The organism is Collinsella sp. AF02-46-1 (genome assembly GCF_003465825.1).
Classification (GTDB): Bacteria; Actinomycetota; Coriobacteriia; order Coriobacteriales; family Coriobacteriaceae; genus Collinsella.
The window spans coordinates 1-20,708 of record NZ_QSBV01000011.1; the positions used below are offsets into that span (position 1 = coordinate 1).

Sequence of the window (20,708 nt, forward strand, 5' to 3'; positions counted from 1 at the left end):
GGGCATGCCCCGCCTCTTACACCACATCTCTGTGCGCTACCTGCTCCGCGACATGGAAGCGATGGAAGCGCTCGCATGGCGCATCCACCAGCGCATGCGAAAGCGGTACCGGAATCGTGTCGATGCCCGCAGGAAGAAGCAAGAGGCGTTGCTTAACACGCTGCGGGCGTGTTTTGGGCTTAAGCTGGTCTAATTCACGTCGAAAATAGGGGGTTAATCATATGCCCTGGCCAAAATATGGCAAATATGAGTACTGTCACTAAATCAGTAACAGCAAAATCAAAGATTTTAGGACTCGGAGGCGGCATAAAGTAAGAAGATAATAAACAAATGTAGAATAACTAAGCATCAGATTGGCGACACTGAGCGCAAAATCTGTCCGAGAGGTCAAAATTGCCTGTTACTAAATTGGTGACAGTACTCATATTTGCCGTTTTTTGGCCACGGCACCCCAAGAAGGGTGCCCCGGAGCTCCCCATAGGGGAGCTCCGGGCTTCACAGAGGCACGAATAGCCCACTCCGACCTGCGAAATCTGTACTCGCGATGCGAATGACGCCCCTAACCTTAAACTTTAGCTTGAACTTAGCTATAATGCGCTACGTTCCTACCAGGCTGTGGTTGCGGACGGACGAAATGCCCGTCCTAGTCCAAGACAGACGCGGTCAAAGGGATCCACGTAAGCGACCGCGTGCGCGCGGCGCGATCATGGCGCGTCCTAGATGTAAGCCGCACCGTCCGTTCTACTTTCTTTGGGGCAATACCGCCTCGCGGGCGAGCGGGCCAGTCGTGAAGGTGGCTGCGGCCTCCCGAGCAAACACCCCGGTGCGCAAGTGTGGGGTCAAATACCAGGTCAGCTGGTGGGAACAATCTGATATTCCGCGCAACGCACGGATCGTATACGACACAGAAGGCAGGGTAGTGGACATGGTGAGGGGCAGCTTGATGCACGCGGCTCGGTTAGGTGCTGGGACCGCAGCGGTCATCGCCGTTTTGGGCCTGAGCGGATGCGCGTTCAACCCGCTGTCTACGTTCACGACTCCCACGATCGACCAGATCGAGTACGAGACCGTCACGCCCACGGTGTCGGATGATGCCCTGGTCACTCCCGGTACCCTGACGGTCGCCCTCGATACCTCCGATGCGCCGCAGGCCATGCAGGGCGCTGACGGCGAGCTCACGGGGTATGCAGTCGACGCTGCCCGCGCCCTCGCAAGCCGCATGGGCCTTAAGGTCGCCTTTGTCGATGCGTCCTCGGCAGGTTCCGCGCTCGGCGACAAAAAGGCTGATATCTTTATCGGCGAGATCAACTCTACGGACGGGGACGTTAGCTCGCTCGGCACCTGCCTGTACGATGCCGCTTCCGTGTTCGGTAAAACCAGCGATGGTGGGTCGCTAAGCGTTTCCACCGATACCCTTAACACGTCTACTCTGGGTATCCAGATGTCCTCGGCCTCGCAGGAGGCGCTTGCTAAGCAGAGCATCACCGCCAACCAAAAGACCTACTCCAACATCAACGAGTGCTTTGAGGCGCTCGAGTCCGGCGAGGTCGACTATGTGATCTGCGACTCCACGGCCGGCGGCTACCTTGCACGCCTGATGAGCGAGATCTCCTATGTCGGTGCGCTCGAGGCACCCTCGACGCTTGGTGTTGCGGGCCTCTCGTCCAATGACGAACTGTGCCGTGCCGTGAGCGATGCCCTCGACGGTATTACGGCCGACGGCACGCTCGAGGCGGTCCACTGCGTCTGGTACGGCACGATGCCCTACGACCTCACCACTAAGACGGTTTCGGGCGCTAACGTGCAGCCGGGCGACTCTGAGTCCAGTGAGACCACGTCCTCTGGCAGCGAGTCCTCCGATTTCAACAATGAGACCGCATCCTCCGAAGACAAATCGTCCAGCCAGGAAGACACCATCACCGACGACGACATTAACAAGCTTAATAGCTAGTTATTGCTAGGGGTGGTGTCTCCTATACGTTGGAAAGGATGCCTCTTCACGGTTTCAACACGCACTGCCGGGCTTCCCCAATAGGGGAGCCCGGCTTTTTCATCTCTATAAAACCAGCAGGTCAAAGCCAATTTTCGGGACCAAATACAAAGTCGCCGGCTCCCTCCTATAGCGCACTTTGCCACAGAAAAGTGCGAGACTTCGGTATGCGGTATCAAGCAATCGTTATTCGGGTCTTTGGGAATCCGCGTGATTAAATGCACGGCAATGGGTACATAGCCAGTACAGTAAGTCCCCGAGGCAGATTGGAGCCACGTATGGATATCAAGGTTTCTGGACGCAAGACGACGGTAACCGATGCTCTGCGTGCGCATGTGGATGAGAAGATCGGCGAGGCGCTCAAGGTTTTCGATATCGAGCCCATGACGGTCGACGTTGTACTTCGCTATGAGAAGAACCCCTCGAACCCCAACCCGGCAATCGTCGAGGTTACGGTTCGTGCCCGCGGTTCGGTGATTCGCGTTGCCGAGCACGGTGCAGATATGTACGCCGCCATCGACCTCTCCGCCGATAAGGTCACCCGCCAGCTGCGTAAGTTCAAGACCAAGGTCGTGGACAACCGCCAGGGCGGTGCCAGCGCCGCGGATGTCGCGCCGGTCGAACGCGTCGAGGATCTGGCCGACCTGCTGCTGCCCGAGGAGGAGGACGACCTGCTCGTCCGCGAGAAGGTTATCGACGTCACCCCGATGACTGAGGAGCAGGCGCTGGTGCAGACCGATCTGCTGGGTCACGACTTCTACGTGTTCGAGAACGCGACGACTGGCCTCATCAATGTGGTGTATCACCGTAAGAATGGTGGATATGGCATCATCAAGCCCCGCATCGAAACACTTGACGAGTAAAATACGTTAACTTGCATGAGTTAACGGTTGGCGGCCATCCCATGCGGATGGCCGCCTTTTTACGTAAGGAGTCGCTTTGATGGACAAGGCCGCATCCGCCGGTCATTCGGACCGTTGCCGCATCGTCGTCGATACCTGCTGCGACTTTAGCCCCGAGGTCGCCGCGAACCTCGATGTCGATATCTTGGGCTTCCCCTTCATTATCGATGGCGAGGAGCGCACGGACGATATCTGGTCGAGCATCACGCCTAAGGAGTTCTACGACCGCATGCGCGCCGGCGCTCGCGTGTCTACCTCCGCCGTGTCACTCGGTCGCTATATCGAGTTCTTTACCGAGTGCGCCAAAGAGGGCACGCCCACGGTCTACCTGTGCTTTACCTCGGCGCTGTCGTCGAGCTACAACTCCGCGTGCCAGGCGGCGGACGCCGTGCGCGCCGAGTATCCCAACTTTGAGCTCTACGTGGTCGACAACGCTCTGCCCTGCGCGACCGGCGCGCTCTTGGCGCTCGAGGCCGTGCGCCAGCGTTCGGCGGGACTGACCGCCAAGCAGCTGGTCGATTGGGCAAACGAGGCAAAGACCTACGTGCACGGCTACTTTACGCTCGAGAGCTTCGACGCACTGGCTGCCGGCGGCCGCATTCCGCCCGCGGCGGCACAGCTCACGGCAAAGCTCGACGTCAAGCCCGAGCTCTCCTACGACCTGGCCGGCTCGCTGTCGCTGATCGGCGTCAACCGCGGCCGCAAGAAGGCGCTCAAGTCCATCCTCAAGTCGTTCCGCGAGAACTACGTGCCCGATCGCACCATGCCCATCGCCATCATGACGGCCGATGCCGAGAAGGACGGCGACTGGCTCGAAGCCGCCATCCGCAAGGAGGAGGGCTGCGCCGACGTCACGATCATTCGCAGCTCCGTGGGCCCCACCATCGGCTCGCACGTGGGCCCCGGCATGGTGGCCTGCGCGTTTTGGGGCAAGAACCGCGCCGACAAGGCATCGCTTTCCGACCGCATCGCCCGCCGCGTGCGCGGTCAGTAGGCAAGTAGCGCGGCCGTAATCGATCCCAACTCACAGCCCAAACGCTGGCACCGAGTATTCAACCTGGTAATAACACCCAACCCAAAAGGAAAGGTTTCATGGCAAACAAGCTCTCTGTCGCATTTATCGGCACCGGAATCATGGGTGCCCCCATCGCCGGCCACATCCTGGATGCCGGCTATCCCGTCACGGTCAACAACCGCACCAAGTCCAAGGCTGCAGCGCTCGTTGAGCGCGGTGCCGTCTGGGCCGATACGCCGGCAGATGCCGCGGCGAACGCCGACGTCGTCTTTACCATGGTGGGTTATCCCTCCGAGGTCGAGGAGCTCTACCTGGCGGGCGACGGCCTGCTGGCCTGCACCAAGCCCGGCGCGGTGCTGATCGACCTCACCACGAGCTCGCCCGAGCTGGCGCGCGACATTGCCGAGGCCGCTCAGGTTTCTGGTCGCATGGCGTTTGACTGCCCCGTCACCGGCGGCGAGTCGGGCGCTATCGCCGGTACGCTCACGGCTATCGTGGGCGCTACCGAGAACGACATCGCGCCGGTCCGCGATATCCTTGCCACCTTTGCGGCCAACATCTGCTGCTTCGACGGCGCCGGCAAGGGCCAGGCTGCCAAGCTCGCCAACCAGGTGTCGCTGGGCGCCTGCATGGTCGGCATGGCAGACGCCATGGCATTTGCCGAGCTGAGCGGCCTCGATCTGGAGAAGACCCGCCAGATGATCCTGGGCGGCACCGGCAAGTCCGGCGCCATGGAGAGCCTGGCTCCCAAGGCGCTCGACGGCGACTACAAGCCCGGCTTTATGGTCGAGCACTTCATTAAGGACCTGCGTCTGGCGCTCGCTTACGCCGACGACCGCGAGCTTGCGCTGCCCGGCGCCGACGTGGCCTTTACGCTCTATGACATGCTCGACGCCATCGGTGGTGCCAAGCTGGGCACCCAGGCCATCACAGTCCTCTATAAGGAGGAGGCCGACGCTATCGCCGCCGGTCTGGACTGGTCGCAGTATCGCCCCGAGGAGCATGGTGCTCACGAGGAAGGCTGCGGTTGCGGCGAGCACGGCGACGACCATGAGTGCGGTTGCGGTCACCATCACGGCGAGGACCACGAGTGCTACGGCGGCCACGGCCATGACGACGGCCACGAGTGCTGCTGCGGCCACCATCACGGGGAGTAGCGCCCATGAGCTGGACGTTCGTGGTGCTTGCGCTGGTACTCTTTCTCTTCGCGATTTACATTGGCTTTTTGTGCGGCCAGTGGGCCTGCGAAAAGCGCGTGATCACCAAGCGCGACTACTGGATTGCCAACTTTGCAGGCGCGGCGGCAGTCGTCCTACTGACCTGGGTGTTCTCGCTGTTCCCGCTGGTGCAGTTTGCGCCGATCGGCTGGCTCGGCGGCTTTATCGCCGGTCTTAAGATGAGCTTTGGCGAGTCCGTCGGTCCGTGGCGCAAGCACGACGAGGTCTTTAACGTCAACAAGGCTCATCGCGCCGCCGCCGACGCGGGCGACGCTGAGGAACGCCGCCGTGCGCGTCGCAATGGCGCGGCCGACCGACAGCTCATCTCGGTCACCGATGACAGCAAGGGTGCTGGCAAGCACGCTAAGAAATAGTAAGAAGAGGTAACTATGGCAGAAAACAAAGACGAACAGCTCACCGACGAGGAGCTGGCACAGCTTCAGCTGGCAGAGGAGAACGAGAACGCCGTCGACCGTCTGGTCAAGGAGCTCGGCTGCCCCACGCGCCGCATCCGCCAGTTTGCCGCCCGCGTGCTGCATCTGCTTGCCGAGCGCGATCCGCAGCGCGTCGTGCCCTGCGTGCCCGCGCTGATCGAGGCGCTCGACCGCCCCGAGGCTCAGACCCGCTGGGAGGCTCTCGATGCCCTGACGGCGCTCGCCACTACCTGCCCCGAGCAGCTGGGCGATGCCTTTGAGGGCGCCGAGACCGCGCTGTTTGACGAGATTTCCTCCACGCTGCGCTATGCCGCCTTCCGCCTGCTGTGCGTGTGGGGCGCCACGAGCGTCGAGCGTTCGCGCGAGGCTTGGCCCATCCTGGACGAGGCCATCCAGTGCTACCACGGCGACCTTGAGTATCGCGACATGCTCGGTTGCCTGTACGAGTTTTGCCAGGGCGAGATCGACGCCGAGGTTGCCGAGAAGCTTGCGCTGCGCCTTAAGTTCGATGCCGAGAACGGTAAGGGCAGCTATCTCAAGGCCCGTTCGAGCGAGATTTGCGAAATGCTTGTTAAACGTTTTGGCCTGGATCTCTCCAAAAAGAAGAAGCGTGCTAGCGTTAAAAAAGCTGACGACGCCGAGGACGAGGAGTAACAGATTATGGCGCACGATGTAGTCCTGATTCCCGGTGACGGTATCGGTCCCGAGATTACGAAGGCCATGCGCCGCGTGGTCGAGGCCGCCGGTGTCCAGATCAATTGGAATGTCCAGGAGGCCGGTGCCGGCGTCATGGACGAGTTTGGCACGCCGCTGCCCCAGCACGTGCTCGATGCGGTCGCCGAGACCAAGGTTGCTATCAAGGGCCCCATCACCACGCCGGTCGGTACGGGCTTCCGCAGCGTTAACGTGGCCCTGCGCAAGCATTTTGACCTGTACGCCTGCGTGCGCCCCTGCCTGTCGCAGCCGGGCGACGGCTCGCGCTTCCGCGACGTCGACCTGGTTATCGTGCGCGAGAACACCGAGGACCTCTACGCCGGCATCGAGTTCGATGAGGGCGCTGCCGAGGTCGAGGAACTCTCGCAGCTCGTCGAGCGCTCGGGCCAGAAGACCTTCGCCGCTGATTCCGCCATCTCGATCAAGCCCATCTCCATCGCCAAGAGCCGCCGCATTGTGGAGTACGCCTTTGAGTATGCCCGCCGCTGCGGCCGCAAAAAGGTGACGGCCGTGCACAAAGCCAACATCATGAAAGCGACCGACGGCCTGTTCCTGCGTGTGGCGCGCGAGGTGGCCGCCAACTATCCCGATATCGAGTTCAACGACAAGATCGTCGACGCCACCTGCATGGGCCTGGTCCAGAACCCCAACGACTTCGATGTCCTGGTGCTGCCCAACCTGTACGGCGACATCGTGAGCGACCTGTGCGCTGGCCTGGTGGGCGGCTTAGGCATGGCCCCCGGCTCCAACATCGGTGCCGACTGCGCAATCTTTGAGGCTACGCATGGCTCCGCGCCCGATATCGCCGGCCAGGATATCGCCAACCCCACGGCCGAGATCCTCTCTGCTGCGATGATGCTCGATCACCTGGGCGAGAACGATGCTGCCAATCGCATTCGTGCCGCCGTATCTGCCACGCTCGACGAAGGTGAGCAGGTTACCGGTGACGTGCGTCGTGCCCAGACCGGTTCCGTTGAGGGCGCCGTGGGCACGCAGGCCTTCGCCGATGCCGTTATCGCGCACCTGGTCTAAGGCATGCAGGCTGCAAACGCCTAAATAGTACTTAAGTGTTTGCGTATAACCTAAGAATCAATACGCCCGGCGCTCCGTCGGGCGTATTCTATTGGGGACTATGTTTCCTAACAAGGAGTAACTGATATGGGTCTGATTCAAAAGAAGGACGAGAAGGACGAGATCGACGGCATCCAGATCATCGAGCGCGGCGAAGGCCCCGACGGTGACGAGGACGAGAAGATCGACCTGGTCGCCGGTACGTCTGCCGAGCACATTGCTGCTGGCACGACGGCCGAGGAAGAGGACGCCCGTCTGGAGGCTCAGATCGCCGCAGATGCCGCTGACGAGAATCTGATGCCCGAGGCCCAGGATGAGGACGACGATATCCTGGGTTCCGACGGGGACGATCACGTATCCAAGCACAAGAAGACGATGATTGCCGCCTTTGTGGTTGCAGTCGTAATCGCTGCGGTGGTCGGCTTCTTTATTGGCAATGGCGGCTTTGGCGGCAAGGGCGTCGGTTCGTCGACCCTGACCGAGGACCAGCTCGATTCGACCGTGGCAAGCTATAGTTATAACGGCAAGAAGAGCGACATCACCGCGCGCGAGGCCATCGAGAGCCAGTACAGCCTCGATACCGTCAAGGATAGCAACGGCAACTACACCGCCCCCTCTGCCGACGTCATCCTGTCCTACGTGCGCAACAAGATTCTGCTCGATGCTGCCGAGGACGAGGGCATTACCGTCTCTTCTAAGGAGATGAAGAAGTACGCCGAGGATTCTATCGGCACCTCGGACTACGACACCATGGCCAAGCAGTATGGCGTGTCCAAGGACCAGGCCAAGCGGATCGTCCGCCAGTCCGCGACGCTGCAGAAGCTCTACAAGAAGAAGGTGGGCGATGCTTCCGCGAGCATGCCGACCGCTCCGACTGAGCCTTCTGACGGCAACGAGGACACCGCGAGCAAGGATTACGCCGATTACATCATCAACCTTGCCGGTGACGAGTGGGATAGCTCGAAGGGCACCTGGAAGGACGAGAACAGCACCTACGCTAAGGCCTTCGCTAACGATGCCTTTACCGCCGAAAGTGCCACCTATAAGCAGGCCATGACCGCCTATTACACCGCCTACCAGCAGTATTCCTCGCAGGCCTCAAGCGCTAGCTCCAAGTGGACCGAGTATGCTAACGGCCTCTATGCCAAGGCCAACATCAGCATCTACGGCCTGTTTGCGTAAGATCTGTCTGCACTACTGCGCGCTAACCGATCTACCTGATTAAGCCCGCTAGAACGACAAAGTTCTAGCGGGCATTTTGTTACCGAAACCACTAGGATAGGACTTGCGCCCGTGCAAGTGCTTCATCGGGTATCCTCAATTCATCCTGGAAAACGGCCGTAAACGATTGCAAATAACCGGTGAACGGTCAAAAACTACCGTTCACCGATAATATCGAAACTGGTTCTAACTGGTATTAAGTCAAAAAGACCAATTCACAAATCTTCACAATGACCTGCATTTTTTCTACACGCCATTTTTAGCCACCCTGCGTTGTTTAGACACGAAAAAAGTTCCGATCTTTCGTCAAATCATTTCGAAACGGTTTCAAAACTGCAGGTAGAAGTGTTAATGAGCGGTAAACGGTCGATTTATCACCGTGAACGGTGCAAAAACGTTTTACTGTATGAATCAGCGAAAGCGACCTCTTCTGGGGTGATATAGTGACAACAACACGTCACGTGGTTACTACCAGTTTAGAAACCACTGGTCTTCAAAGAACGCTTTCTAAGAAGCTTTAAGGGCGAGCGCCCGCTGGCTTCCGAAAATTATCGGACTCAGATCGTACACACCTTCGGAAGGGAAATTTGAATGGTTGGCTTTATTCTTACCGGTCATGGACAGTTCGCACCCGGCCTTGCAAGTGCTATCGCTATGGTTGCCGGCGATCAGCCCGCTTTTACCGTCGTTCCTTTTGAGGGCGACCAGGCTGCTTCCTACGGTGAGGATCTCCGCGCCGCTATTACCGCCATGCGCGAGGAGTGCGATGGCGTGCTCGTCTTTACCGACCTGCTCGGTGGTACTCCGTTCAATCAGTCGATGATGATTGCCCAGGATGTCGACAACGTCGAGGTTCTGACTGGCACCAACCTTCCCATGGTTATTGAGCTTCTGTTCCTCCGCGGTAACGCCACGCTCGCCGAGCTTGGCGAGCAGGCCGTGACCGTTGGTCAGACGGGCGTCACCGCCCAGACGGTCGCATCCGTTGCCGGCTCCGACGAAGAGGATATCTTCGGCGACGAGGACGGCATCTAATGGCCGATTTCGGAGCCAACGTCCTGAGCTCCTCGGTCGCCCTTTTAGGCCTGCTTGTCATCATGGGCTTGATTTACACCATCTGGTCGCAAATCAACATGAAGAAGAAGCAGAAGTACTTCAAGGAGCTGCACACCGAGCTCAAGCCGGGTCAGGAGGTTCTTTTCGCCGGCGGTATCTACGGAACCGTCAAGGGCATCGAAGGCGAAAAGGTCCAGATCAAAGTCCGATCCGGTGCCGTCGTAGATGTTTCGCGTTACGCGATTCAGGAGATCAAGTAACTGTCGTCAGCAAATAACGAAAGGAAGCTGATCAACATGGCAGAACCCAACATTCTTCTTACCCGCATCGATAACCGACTGGTCCATGGTCAGGTCGCTACCCAGTGGAACTCCACCCTGGGCTCCAACCTCATCCTCGTCGCCAACGACGATGTGTCGACCAACACCATGCGCCAGAACCTCATGAAGATGGCCGCTCCCGCCGGCGTCGCTACGCGTTTCTTCTCCCTGCAGAAGACCATCGACGTCATTGGCAAGGCGAGCCCGCGCCAGAAGATCTTCATCGTGGCCGAAACACCGGAAGACGTGCTTACGCTCGTCAAGGGCGGTGTGCCTATAAAGAAGGTAAACATCGGCAACATGCACATGTCGGAAGGAAAGCGCCAAGTCGCCACCTCCGTCGCAGTTAACGACGAGGATGTCGCTGCGTTTAAAGAGCTGCAGGAATTGGGGGTGGAGTTGGAGATCAGGCGCGTTCCGAGCACGCCTGTTGAGGACACGAGCAAGCTCTTCTCGTAATCCTCGTGATCCACGTTGTCAGGATTGAAACCCTGACGTTCTGTACGTGATATCCAAAGTGCGTACATACATTTTGAAAGGAGGAGCAAGATGGAATACTCGATCATCCAGGTCGCTCTGGTCTTCATCGTCACGTTCGTCGCGGCAATCGACCAGTTCAACTTCCTCGAGTCTCTCTATCAGCCCATCGTCACCGGCGCCGTCATCGGTCTTATCCTTGGCGACCTCAACACCGGTCTTCTCGTGGGTGGTACCTATCAGCTCATGACGATCGGCAACATGCCGATCGGAGGCGCTCAGCCGCCTAACGCCGTCATCGGCGGCATCATGGCAGCCATTCTCGCTATCGCTACGGGCCTCGAGCCCAACGCGGCAGTCGGCCTTGCCATTCCGTTCGCTCTGCTTGGTCAGCTCGGCGTTACCCTGGTCTTCACGCTTATGTCGCCCCTCATGTCCTCCGCGGACAACATGGCTCATAACGCTGACACCAAGGGCATCGAGCGTCTGAACTACTTCGCCATGGCTCTGCTCGGCCTGATCTTCGCTGTCGTCGTCACCCTGTTCTTCATCGCTGGCGCTACCATCGGTCAGACCATCGCTTCCGCCATCCCGACTTGGCTGCAGACCGGTCTGTCCGCTGCAGGCGGCATGATGCGCTTCGTCGGCTTCGCCGTCCTGCTCAAGGTTATGATGAACCGCGATATGTGGGGCTTCTTCCTCATGGGCTTTGGCCTCGCGCTCATCACCGTTGCCAACGATTCTCTGGCAACCCCTGCCCTGCTCATCCTCGCTCTCATCGGCTTCGGCATCGCTTTCTGGGACTTCCAGCAGCAGACCGAGCTGAAGGGTGCAGCTGTTTCTGACGGAGGTGACTTCGAAGATGGCATCTAATGAGTATGTGATCCCGGAGCACTACGAGGATCTCACTCCTGCTCCGCAGCTCGACCAGAAGACCCTCAACAAGATGGCTTGGCGCTCCTGCTTCCTGCAGGCATCGTTCAACTACGAGCGCATGCAGGCCGCTGGCTGGCTTTACTCCATCATCCCCGGTCTGGAGAAGATCCACACCAACAAGAACGACCTCGCGGCTTCCATGAGCCACAACCTGGAGTTCTTCAACACCCACCCGTTCCTCGTCACCTTTGTTATGGGTATCGTGCTTTCGCTCGAGCAGAACAAGGTTGACATCCCCACGATCCGCGCCGTCCGCGTCGCCGCAATGGGCCCGCTCGGTGGTATCGGTGACGCCCTGTTCTGGCTGACGCTCGTGCCTATCACGGCCGGCATCACCTCCAACATGGCCATCAACGGCAACGCCGCTGCGCCGATCATCTTCCTGGTGATCTTCAACGTCGTCCAGTTCGCTCTGCGCTTCTGGCTCATGAACTGGTCCTACAAGCTTGGCACCAGCGCTATTGACGCTCTGACTGCCAACATGCAGGCCTTCACGCGTGCCGCTTCCATTATGGGCGTCTTCGTCGTCGGTTGCCTGGTCGTCACCATGGGTGGCACCCAGATCAACCTCCAGATCCCCAACGGCACCACCCGTGGCCTCTCCGCTACTACCGTGATCGTCTCCGAGAAGGAGGCCGAGAACTTCACCGGTATGGAGGGCATCGATACCGAGACCGCTGAGGCCGGTACCATCGCCATGACCGATGAGGACGGCAACGCCCTCACCGCTTCCGATGCCGACGGCAACGCTGTCGAGTGCGGCGTCACCGATCTGGGCAACGGCATGGAGTCCGTTACCTACGGCACCGTCACCGAGGATCCGGTCAACTTCTCTGTTGCCGACACCCTCAACACCATCGTCCCGAAGCTCGTCCCGCTTATGCTTACGCTGCTGCTTTACTACATGTTCGCTAAGCACAGCTGGACCCCGACCAAGGGCATTCTGCTGCTCTTCGTCCTGGGCATCCTGGGCGCTGGCCCGCTTGGTCTCTGGCCGAGCATCTGGTAAGGCTCTAGCTTGAGGGGTGTGTCCCTGCGCGGCTCACACCCCGACCCCTTAAGCCATGTGTATGTTAAAAGCCGCGTGCTCGAAAGAGCGCGCGGCTTTTGTTTTCTTGATGAGTCGGGTGTTGCAGAACGATAATGCTTAACACCCTAGGTAGTTAGCCGAATTCGAGCAAAAGGGAGGATAGGATGGCGATCGGAGCGCGTAGGCAGCCGCTGTACGATCAGCTGGTCGATATTCTGACCGAAAAGATTGACCATGAATATCGCGCCGGTGACATGATTCCTTCCGAGCGCGAACTTTCGGAGCGCTATGGTCTCTCGCGCACTACGGTACGCTTGGCTCTGCAGGAACTGGAGCGTTTAGGACTGGTGGTTCGGCAGCACGGTCGCGGTACCTTTGTGACCGACCGTTCGGCAAAAGCAACCAATCTTATGCAGTCCTACAGCTTTACCGAGCAGATGCGCGCGATGGGTCGAGAACCCGAGACCACGATTCTCGAGTTTTGCGAGATGGAGGCCGATAAGAATCTGGCCGAGCATATGGGATTGCGTATCGGTGATCGCATTTTTAAGCTTAAGCGCCTTCGTTCTGCCGACAACATGCCCATGATGGTCGAACGCAGCTATCTACCGGTTCGTCAATTTCTGTCCCTAAAGCGACCGCTGCTGGAGCGCAAGCCGCTTTACGATGTGATTGAGCAGGACTTTCAGCAAAAGATACGCGTGGCTGAAGAGGAGTTCTATGCGAGCATAGCCCGTCCCACCGACGCCCACCTTTTGGGAATTGTCGAGGGCTCGCCTGTGCTCGATTTGGTCAGGACTACGTATAACGAGTCAAACGAGGTTGTGGAGTATACACTCTCGGCTGCTCGTGCCGATCAGTTTAAATACAAGGTTTACCACCAGCGTAGCAACTAGTGTCCGCATCGTTTCCATATGGTGATTCTTTGCATTTAACTGGTTACTACCAGATAACCAACCGAAGTGTATAATTGCACGTCAGAGGATTACTTCTAGAGAGAGGTATTAGAAATGTTCGAGAAGAGTGTCGAGGAGCTCACCGAGCTCGGCGCCCAGATCACCACGGCCGAGATTGCTCAGCAGCCCGAGCTTTGGCGTGATACGCTCAACATCTATCGCGAGAACAAGGAGGCCATCGAGGCCTTCCTGGCCGAGGCTCGTGCTATGGGCGAGGGCCGTCTGTCCGTTGTCTTCACCGGTGCCGGTACGTCCGACTACGTTGGCGATACCTGCGCCCCGTACCTGCGTCACGCTGGCAACACTGATCTCTACGACTTTAAGCCCATCGCCACGACAGACATCGTGAGCGCTCCGCGCGATTTCCTGCGCGCCGAGGATCCCACGCTCGTGGTTTCCTTTGCCCGCTCTGGCAACAGCCCCGAGAGCCTTGCCGCCGTTGCCGTTGCCAAGGAGCTCGTCCACAACGTCAAGTTCCTCAACATCACCTGCGCGCCCGAGGGCAAGCTCGCCGTCGAGTCCGCCGATGATCCCAATGCGCTGACGCTGCTCATCCCGCGCGCCAACGACAAGGGCTTCGCCATGACCGGTTCCTACACCTGCATGACCCTGCTCTCTACCCTCATCTTTGACGAGGCTTCCGACGAGCAGAAGGCCGAGTGGGTCGAGACCATCGCCAAGATGGGCGAGGAGGTCATCGCTCGCGAGTCCGAGGTTGCCGATTACCTGGCTGGCGACTTCAACCGCGTGACCTACTTGGGTTCCGGCTCCTTCGGTGGCCTTGCCCAGGAGAGCCAGCTCAAGATCCTCGAGCTTGCTCATGGCCTGGTTGCCACTTCCTACGACACCTCCATGGGTTATCGTCACGGACCCAAGTCCTTCGTCGACGACAAGACCCTCGTGTTCGTGTTCGTCAACAACGATGCCTACACCCGTCAGTACGATATCGACATCCTCAACGAGATCGGTGGCGACGAGATCGCTCAGCACACCGTTGCCGTTCAGCAGGATGGCGCTATCGTCTACGAGGGCGAGTCCTTCACCTTTAAGGGCTATGAGGCACTCCCCGAGGGCTACCTTGCCCTGCCGTTCGTGATGTTTGCCCAGGCCATCAGCCTGCTCAACTCCGTGCGCGTGGGCAACACGCCCGATACGCCGAGCCCCACCGGCACGGTCAACCGCGTGGTTAAGGGCGTGACGATTCACCCCTTCACCGCTTAATCGCGTCCCCCCTGTAAGGGCGCCCGTCCGCTCATAACGGCGGGCGGGCGCTTTTTGTTTTCACTTGGACCGGGTATAAGCATCACCACAGTCAACTGCTTTAGAAGCAAGGAGTGCATATGAGCACGTACGCAATTAAGGCTGACAAGTTCTTCTTGCCGGCAGGTCCGCAGCTGGGCGGCTATCTTATGGTCGAGGATGGCGTCTTTGGCGCCTGGCAGGCCGACGAGCCCTCTTGCGAGATCAAGGACTACACGGGATCGTGGATCGCACCGGGTATGGTCGATACCCACATCCATGGCTTCTACAACCACTCAACTACCGATAACGACCCCGAGGGTATCGATATCAGCTCGACTGAGCTCGCCCGTCGCGGTACCACCAGCTGGCTACCCACGACGTTCACCGATGGCGTCGAGCAGATCAAGGACGCCTGCGCCGCCATCGCTCAGGCGGACGAGGGTCGCGGCCCCGACTTCTGCGGTGCTCGCATTCAGGGCATCTACCTGGAGGGCCCCTTCTTTACCATGAAGCACGTGGGCGCGCAGAACCCCGCTTATCTTATCGATCCCTCCGAGGAGGTCTTTGATCAGTGGCAGGAGGCTGCGGGCGGTCGCATCGTTAAGAGCGCCATGGCGGCCGAGCGCGACGGTGCCGCTGCTTATGCGGCTGCTCTGAACGCCAAGGGTGTGGTGACCAGCATCGGTCACTCCGACGCCACCTACGATGAGTGCATCGCCGCCATCAACGCCGGTGCCAGCTGCTTTACGCATACCTATAACGGCCAGCGCGGGCTGCATCACCGTGAGCCCGGTGTCGTGGGTGCTGCTATGTCCACGTCCGAGACCTACGCCGAGATCATCTGTGACGGCAAGCACGTAAACCCTGCCGCCATCAAGGCGCTGCTGCAGGCCAAGGGCTGGCAGCACACGGTACTCATCACCGACTGCCTGGGCTGCGGCGGCATGCCCGAGGGCAGCTACACCAGCGGCGGCATGGACGTCATCATGAAGGACAACCTGTGCTGGCTCGCCGATGGCAAGAGCATTGCCGGTTCGGTGCTCACGCTTGCCCAGGGCGTCAAGAACATCGTCGACTGGGGCATCGCCAGCGCCGATATCGCCATTCGCATGGCAACCGAGGTGCCGGCACGCTCCGCGCACATCGAGGATAAGTGCGGCAGCATCATGCCGGGTCGCGACGCCGACTTTGTCGTGTTCGACCATGAGCTCACCCTCGTCGAGACGTATGTTGGCGGCCAGAGCGTCGGCAACGCCTTTACCGAGTAACGAAAGCAAAAGACGGCGGGCCCGAATCTGCTCGGACCCGCCGTACGGGTTAAACGCTCAAAAGCACCTTTACAGTTACAGCTTGCTAGCGATTTTCTTTGCCGTGCGCTTAACGCCGGCCACCAGGCCTCCTGCAGGATGCTCCTTCTCGTATGCTAGGCGCTTCTCGCGCTTGGCGTACTCTTCGACGATGATGTCTCCATACTCGTCTTCGATCTTGTCGAAGAAGTCGACGGCACCCTTAATTTCCTCAGCGGTCGGGTGCCCCTTTTGGACACCGCCGGTGAGTTTGAACGGCCCCCACGTATCAAAGCCGGGGCAGCCGTAGACACCCATAAAGATGGCCTGCCTCATGCGGCAGATGCCATCGATATCCTTGCCGTACCACTTGTTTTTGCCACCGTAGGTCATAAGGCCAAACACCTTGTCCTGCGGCTGCAACACGTTAGTGAGCACGCGTGCCATGTCCTTGTCGATCTCGGAGTAATAGATGCCCGTGGCGACACCAATCAGATGGTATTCGTGCAGGTTGGGATACTCGTTTTTGCCGAGCGTTTTCACATCGAGGGTATCGATTTCGGGGTGCGCCTCGACGATGGCGTCCACGAGCTTTTTCGTATTGCCGTGGTGGCGTGAGGCATAAAGAATGATGGTTCGCATAAGAAGGCCTTTCAGCTGTAATTGCATCAATGTCTGTATGGTACCCCGTTACATGGCCGGGATACCGGACGCATCGATGAGCGTGCGGGTTTGTTCTATGGTTAGGATTGAAACGGGCGCTTGCGTGAAATAAAGCAGTTGTTCGAAAGGATGGGTAATGGAATACGCTCTCTCCAACGATTCGATTTCTATTAAGGTTTCCACGGCTGGTGGCTCGTTTACCTCGATTGAGGCCGGAGGTCGCGAGTACTTGTGGCAGGGTGATCCCACCGTGTGGTCCGGCCAGGCGCCGATTTGCTTCCCGATTTGCGGAGGCTTGCGCGACAACAGCGCCATGACGTTTGCCGGGCATCATGTAAAGCTCGCTCGCCACGGCTTTGCGCGCAAGCAGGAATGGAAGCTGCTGAGCCAAGGCGAGAACGAGTTGGCTATGTGCCTGGCTTCGGAGGATAACGCCGCGCTGCTGAGCGATTATCCGTATCCGTTTAGGCTCGTCGCCCGCTATACGCTCGAGGACGCCGCCGTGCGTGTCTCCTATGAGGTTACCAACGAGGGCACCGAGGACATGCCGTTCTTTATCGGTGGGCATCCCGGCTTTAGGTGCCCGCTCGATGAGGGCGAGGCCTATACGGACTACGAGTTGCGCTTTGAGAAAGAAGAGGCTGCAGAGCTTTGCACCGCTGTCCCTTCGACTGGCTTGATTGACGTGGACAAGCGCTCCAAGAATCCCATGGTGGGAAAGACGCTGCCTCTGTCGCATGAGCTCTTCGATTTTGCGGAGACCATCTTTGACGTGCTCGAGAGCCGTCAGGTCACGCTTTCCAAGAAGGGCGAGGACAAGGGTGTTCGCCTGAGCTTTGAGGGCTTCCCGTATCTTATTGTGTGGAGTAAGCCCGAGGGTGATTTTGTGGCAGTTGAGCCCTGGGGTGGCCTTTCGACCTGTTCCGATGAGGATGACGTGCTTGAGCATAAGCGCGGCTGCCTGATCGCCAAGCCCAAAGAAACCATCGTGCGCTCGTTCACGATCGAGATTCTGTAATTCCGTTTTGTCGACTCGTATCGCGAGGCACAAGGAGCCTGCGAGATAAGGAGCTAAAAATGATCCTCACCGTTACGATGAACCCGTCTGTCGATACGCGCTATCAGCTCGATGAGCTCGTTATCGACGACGTCAACCGTGTGACGCCCGAAAAGACCGCCGGCGGCAAGGGCCTCAACGTGGCCCGTGTGCTGGGTCAGCTGGGCGACGACGTTGTGGCAACCGGTCTGCTCGGCGGCCACATGGGCGCCTATATGGCGGAACTCATGGATGTCAACGGTATTAAGAATGATTTTGTGCCCATTAAGGGCGAGACTCGTATCTGCCTCAATATCCTTCATGCTGGCAACCAGACCGAGTTGCTCGAGAGCGGCCCGACGATAGTCCCCGAGGAGCTCGATGCCTTTACCGCCAAGTTCGCCGAGCTTGCGAGCAAGGCCGATGTCGTTACCATCTCGGGTTCGCTGCCCCGCGGCGTCGAGGCGGACTACTACGCCAAGATCACGGGCATTGCCGAGAACGCCGGCGCCAAGGTGCTGCTCGATACCTCGGGTGCTTCGCTTGAGGCCGCCCTTAAGTCCGAAATTAAGCCCGAGCTGGTCAAGCCTAACCTGACCGAGATCAACGGCCTTTTGGGTACGAGCTTTACCACCGACGATGTGGACGAGCTCCGCGCCGCGCTCGCCTCTGATGCCCGCTTCTCCGATATCCCCTGGGTCGTCGTGTCCATGGGCGCTGCCGGCTCCGTTGGCTTCCACAATGGCCGTGCGTTCCGCGCAAAGACGCCCGATATCCCTGCCGTTAACGCTACGGGCTCTGGCGATTCGACCATTGCCGGCTTCGCGCATGCGATTGCTGCTGGCGCGGATGACGAGACGGTGCTGCGTACCGCCAACACCTGCGGCAAGCTCAATGCCATGGATCCCATGACTGGCCACTTGGTTATGGATCGTTGGGACGAGGTTTACAACGGCGTTGTCGTGACCGAGCTGTAGGAGCTTGTGCGCCGCCCCCGGCATCGGTTGCTTGCTTGTGGTTAGAGTTGACGGCAAGTGCGGTAGCATTATGCCGGGGCGCGACGCCGAGTTTGTCGTGTTCAATCCCGACCTTACCCTGGTCGAGGCGTATGTGGGTGGCAACAGCATCGGTAACGCGTTTGCCGATTAGCCGCCAAAGAAGCGATCCGAGAGGGGATTTAGATGATTTACGGTGCATTGGGCGATATCGAGGAGTACCGCGGAATGCTCAAGGGCCTCGACGTGCTGATCGACTGGCTCGAGGAGAACGACCCGGCACAGCTCGAGGTCGGCAGCCATCCGATTTTGGGTGAGAAGGTCTTTGCGAACGTCATGTCTCCCACGACGCGTCCCGAGGCCGAGGCTCACTATGAGACGCATCAGCGCTATCACGACCTGCAGATCGACGTCGAGGGTCGCGAGGCCTTTAAGGTCGCCACGGGCAGCCTGACGCTGGTTCAGGAGTTTGACGAGAAGGACGACTACGATCTGGTCGATTCCGACGCTTCGATCGCCGGCGATCTTGCCGACGATAAGTTTGCACTGTTCGTTGCCGGCGAGCCTCACATGCCCACGCTCGAGTTCCCGGGCGATGGCGCACAGCCGGTCAAGAAGATTTGCTTTAAGCTGCTTGCAGATGCTTACTGGGAGGAGTAGCGAACTGCTCGGCTGAGCTGCTCGTCTGATGGCGTGATCCCCTTAGGGAAAACACGCCAGGACCCCGCCAAGCGTTTTTTCCCTAGGGAAATCACGTTTGGCGGGGTTTTCGGTTTTTTGAATAGGGAAGCCTCATTTATTTGCGAAGAACATCGGCTAGCCGCAGGATTGAAATCATCGACCGATAAGTGAGTTCCACTTTTTCGCCCGCAAGCAGTCGTTTCGAGCCAATCTCATCTAGCCCCACAAGCCGAGAAAACAGCGGGCCGCTCATCGTTCCCTCGTCAATTGATTCCCTTATGGTCTTCAAAACGTCCGTATCATGAAGCGATGCCGAGCTGTAGGGGGCAACACGAGCGGAACTCTCAATTAACGACGAGACAAAAGGATGGAGATGCTTTGGACATAGTCCATCAAACACCACGTCCCCATTGTCGTTCGAGCCGACCAGGCGCCAAGTATAATGATCGACCCAGTCATCTCCGTCATATATGGCGTCCATGAGCAACTTCCCGTCTAGAGAGAGAAACCTATTTGGACATCGGGGCGCAAGACCGCAATCCATATCGGGCCTGCAGCAGCTCCAACCCAACGCACCACATAGGTTCCCTTTCGTACATGTGTATCAATCTGCCCCGAAATGCCGGTGAATGCAATTCCAGACCCGTTTGTCGGATAGCAATCGACGTATTTTTGTTTTCCGCTCACAACCTTGTATAGATATATCGTTCCAGCAAAAGAGAAGGGATCGTTCGCAATTTTGTCCGGAAGAACTTGCCACCTCAAAATCCCGCTACCAATATGGTCAAGCTTGACCGTTCCGCCGTCCCCCTCAAAAGTGGCAAGGGGATTTACCCCAGACTGAGAGTCGGCATCGCCCTCCTTAGCAGTTATCAGCAGGCTGCCCGTATAAGACTGCTGAGGCTCACCTTCAGGACAGGCAGCCTCGGCCCAAGAAGGGCCACTCAGGCAGAACAGTCCGAGCAGCATCATTACCAACAAAAGAAAACCCTTAGTTCTTTTCATCTATATCGCCAATATCTCTCGACATTTGTATATTGTGACTATTTTAGATCTATATGGCCAATTTGAGCCCTCACCATGGCAATTGTTGCAGCTGGGTTTCTTTTCATTAAGATTTCACTTTGGTAAATCCCCGCCCCTAAGCATTAAACCCGAAGTCCACCGAGTGGGCCGCCGTTGACGTGGCGATGTTTGGATTGGCGCGCACGCACTCAAAATCGGCAACAAAAAAGCCGCCCGAAAGCGGCTATCTTGTGTAATGGAGCCAGCGACCGGGCTCGAACCGGTGACCCCCGCTTTACGAGAGCGGTGCTCTACCAACTGAGCTACGCTGGCGGCCATATGATGACGCAACTGAGGCGTCAACGGCTGTCTATGATACGGGACATCACACATCCGCGCAAGTGTTCTGACGGCTTTTCTCACTTTAAATGCACTAATATTAGAGGCGTGATGTCTGCAGT

General features: G+C 58.5%; 22 protein-coding genes, 1 tRNA gene and 1 pseudogene. 20 read left to right on the plus strand and 4 right to left on the minus strand.

Translation table 11 applies throughout. From position 1 onward, the window contains the following. The 17 genes and pseudogenes from DWV20_RS10060 to nagA all read left to right on the plus strand — a co-directional run. Positions 1-193: pseudogene (locus DWV20_RS10060) on the plus strand (hypothetical protein); the annotation flags it as partial. A gap of 750 nt (positions 194-943) precedes the next feature. Next, a complete protein-coding gene (locus tag DWV20_RS05670; protein WP_158566326.1) occupies positions 944-1,951 on the plus strand; it encodes an ABC transporter substrate-binding protein in 1,008 nt (335 codons plus the stop codon). A 317-nt stretch (positions 1,952-2,268) separates the two neighbouring features. Beyond that, entirely contained in the window at positions 2,269-2,853 is a 585-nt protein-coding gene (gene hpf, locus DWV20_RS05675) for a ribosome hibernation-promoting factor, HPF/YfiA family (RefSeq protein ID WP_035137685.1), read from the plus strand. A 79-nt stretch (positions 2,854-2,932) separates the two neighbouring features. After that, positions 2,933-3,886: a DegV family protein gene (locus DWV20_RS05680; RefSeq protein ID WP_117635812.1), complete on the plus strand. Its 954-nt coding sequence runs from the start codon at positions 2,933-2,935 to the stop codon at positions 3,884-3,886. 98 nt (positions 3,887-3,984) lie between these two features. Next, a complete protein-coding gene (locus DWV20_RS05685) occupies positions 3,985-5,064 on the plus strand; it encodes an NAD(P)-dependent oxidoreductase (RefSeq protein ID WP_118256576.1) in 1,080 nt (359 codons plus the stop codon). Between the two features lie 5 nt (positions 5,065-5,069). Next, positions 5,070-5,498, plus strand: coding sequence for a hypothetical protein (locus DWV20_RS05690; protein WP_055310425.1), 429 nt, complete (start codon positions 5,070-5,072; stop codon positions 5,496-5,498). Between the two features lie 15 nt (positions 5,499-5,513). Next, complete coding sequence (locus DWV20_RS05695; RefSeq protein WP_118256577.1) at positions 5,514-6,212, plus strand: HEAT repeat domain-containing protein; 699 nt, start codon at positions 5,514-5,516, stop codon at positions 6,210-6,212. A gap of 6 nt (positions 6,213-6,218) precedes the next feature. After that, positions 6,219-7,304, plus strand: a complete 1,086-nt coding sequence (locus tag DWV20_RS05700; protein WP_118256578.1) for an isocitrate/isopropylmalate dehydrogenase family protein — start codon at positions 6,219-6,221, stop codon at positions 7,302-7,304. A gap of 126 nt (positions 7,305-7,430) precedes the next feature. Beyond that, positions 7,431-8,525, plus strand: a complete 1,095-nt coding sequence (locus tag DWV20_RS05705) for a hypothetical protein (RefSeq protein WP_118256579.1) — start codon at positions 7,431-7,433, stop codon at positions 8,523-8,525. Positions 8,526-9,155: 630 nt separating this feature from the next. Next, entirely contained in the window at positions 9,156-9,599 is a 444-nt protein-coding gene (locus tag DWV20_RS05710; protein WP_117772902.1) for a PTS fructose transporter subunit IIA, read from the plus strand. After that, positions 9,599-9,880 (plus strand): preprotein translocase subunit YajC, encoded by a 282-nt coding sequence (yajC, locus tag DWV20_RS05715; RefSeq protein ID WP_022094612.1) that lies wholly within the window; start codon positions 9,599-9,601, stop codon positions 9,878-9,880. The genes DWV20_RS05710 and yajC overlap by 1 nt, the downstream gene beginning before the upstream one ends. A gap of 36 nt (positions 9,881-9,916) precedes the next feature. Next, positions 9,917-10,399 (plus strand): PTS N-acetylgalactosamine transporter subunit IIB, encoded by a 483-nt coding sequence (gene agaV / locus DWV20_RS05720; RefSeq protein ID WP_089572404.1) that lies wholly within the window; start codon positions 9,917-9,919, stop codon positions 10,397-10,399. A gap of 90 nt (positions 10,400-10,489) precedes the next feature. Further along, on the plus strand, positions 10,490-11,290 hold the full coding sequence (locus tag DWV20_RS05725; protein ID WP_089572403.1) for a PTS sugar transporter subunit IIC: 801 nt from the start codon (positions 10,490-10,492) through the stop codon (positions 11,288-11,290). Then, a complete protein-coding gene (locus DWV20_RS05730) occupies positions 11,280-12,362 on the plus strand; it encodes a PTS system mannose/fructose/sorbose family transporter subunit IID (RefSeq protein WP_022094609.1) in 1,083 nt (360 codons plus the stop codon). Before DWV20_RS05725 ends, DWV20_RS05730 begins: the two co-directional genes overlap by 11 nt. 185 nt (positions 12,363-12,547) lie before the next feature. Further along, a complete protein-coding gene (locus DWV20_RS05735) occupies positions 12,548-13,279 on the plus strand; it encodes a GntR family transcriptional regulator (RefSeq protein ID WP_118256580.1) in 732 nt (243 codons plus the stop codon). A 114-nt stretch (positions 13,280-13,393) separates the two neighbouring features. Continuing rightward, complete coding sequence (locus DWV20_RS05740) at positions 13,394-14,560, plus strand: SIS domain-containing protein (protein ID WP_117785951.1); 1,167 nt, start codon at positions 13,394-13,396, stop codon at positions 14,558-14,560. 119 nt (positions 14,561-14,679) lie between these two features. Then, a complete protein-coding gene (gene nagA / locus DWV20_RS05745; protein WP_117646248.1) occupies positions 14,680-15,849 on the plus strand; it encodes an N-acetylglucosamine-6-phosphate deacetylase in 1,170 nt (389 codons plus the stop codon). Between the two features lie 75 nt (positions 15,850-15,924). Here nagA and DWV20_RS05750 read toward each other — a convergent pair whose 3' ends face one another. Next, positions 15,925-16,509, minus strand: a complete 585-nt coding sequence (locus tag DWV20_RS05750) for a hypothetical protein (protein ID WP_089572399.1) — start codon at positions 16,507-16,509, stop codon at positions 15,925-15,927. Positions 16,510-16,666: 157 nt separating this feature from the next. Between DWV20_RS05750 and DWV20_RS05755 the strand changes: the two genes are divergently transcribed. The 3 genes from DWV20_RS05755 to DWV20_RS05770 all read left to right on the plus strand — a co-directional run bounded on the left by DWV20_RS05755 (position 16,667) and on the right by DWV20_RS05770 (position 19,221). Continuing rightward, positions 16,667-17,548 (plus strand): aldose 1-epimerase family protein, encoded by an 882-nt coding sequence (locus DWV20_RS05755; protein ID WP_118256581.1) that lies wholly within the window; start codon positions 16,667-16,669, stop codon positions 17,546-17,548. A 59-nt stretch (positions 17,549-17,607) separates the two neighbouring features. After that, positions 17,608-18,543, plus strand: coding sequence for a hexose kinase (locus DWV20_RS05760; RefSeq protein ID WP_118256582.1), 936 nt, complete (start codon positions 17,608-17,610; stop codon positions 18,541-18,543). A gap of 204 nt (positions 18,544-18,747) precedes the next feature. After that, positions 18,748-19,221: a YhcH/YjgK/YiaL family protein gene (locus DWV20_RS05770; RefSeq protein WP_089572396.1), complete on the plus strand. Its 474-nt coding sequence runs from the start codon at positions 18,748-18,750 to the stop codon at positions 19,219-19,221. Between the two features lie 136 nt (positions 19,222-19,357). Here DWV20_RS05770 and DWV20_RS05775 read toward each other — a convergent pair whose 3' ends face one another. From DWV20_RS05775 to DWV20_RS05785, 3 genes are all read right to left on the minus strand, one after another. Continuing rightward, on the minus strand, positions 19,358-19,723 hold the full coding sequence (locus DWV20_RS05775; RefSeq protein ID WP_117736085.1) for a hypothetical protein: 366 nt from the start codon (positions 19,721-19,723) through the stop codon (positions 19,358-19,360). A 14-nt stretch (positions 19,724-19,737) separates the two neighbouring features. Then, complete coding sequence (locus DWV20_RS05780) at positions 19,738-20,247, minus strand: hypothetical protein (protein WP_117736086.1); 510 nt, start codon at positions 20,245-20,247, stop codon at positions 19,738-19,740. A 257-nt stretch (positions 20,248-20,504) separates the two neighbouring features. Further along, a tRNA-Thr gene (locus DWV20_RS05785) sits at positions 20,505-20,580 on the minus strand. Positions 20,581-20,708: the final 128 nt, after the last annotated feature.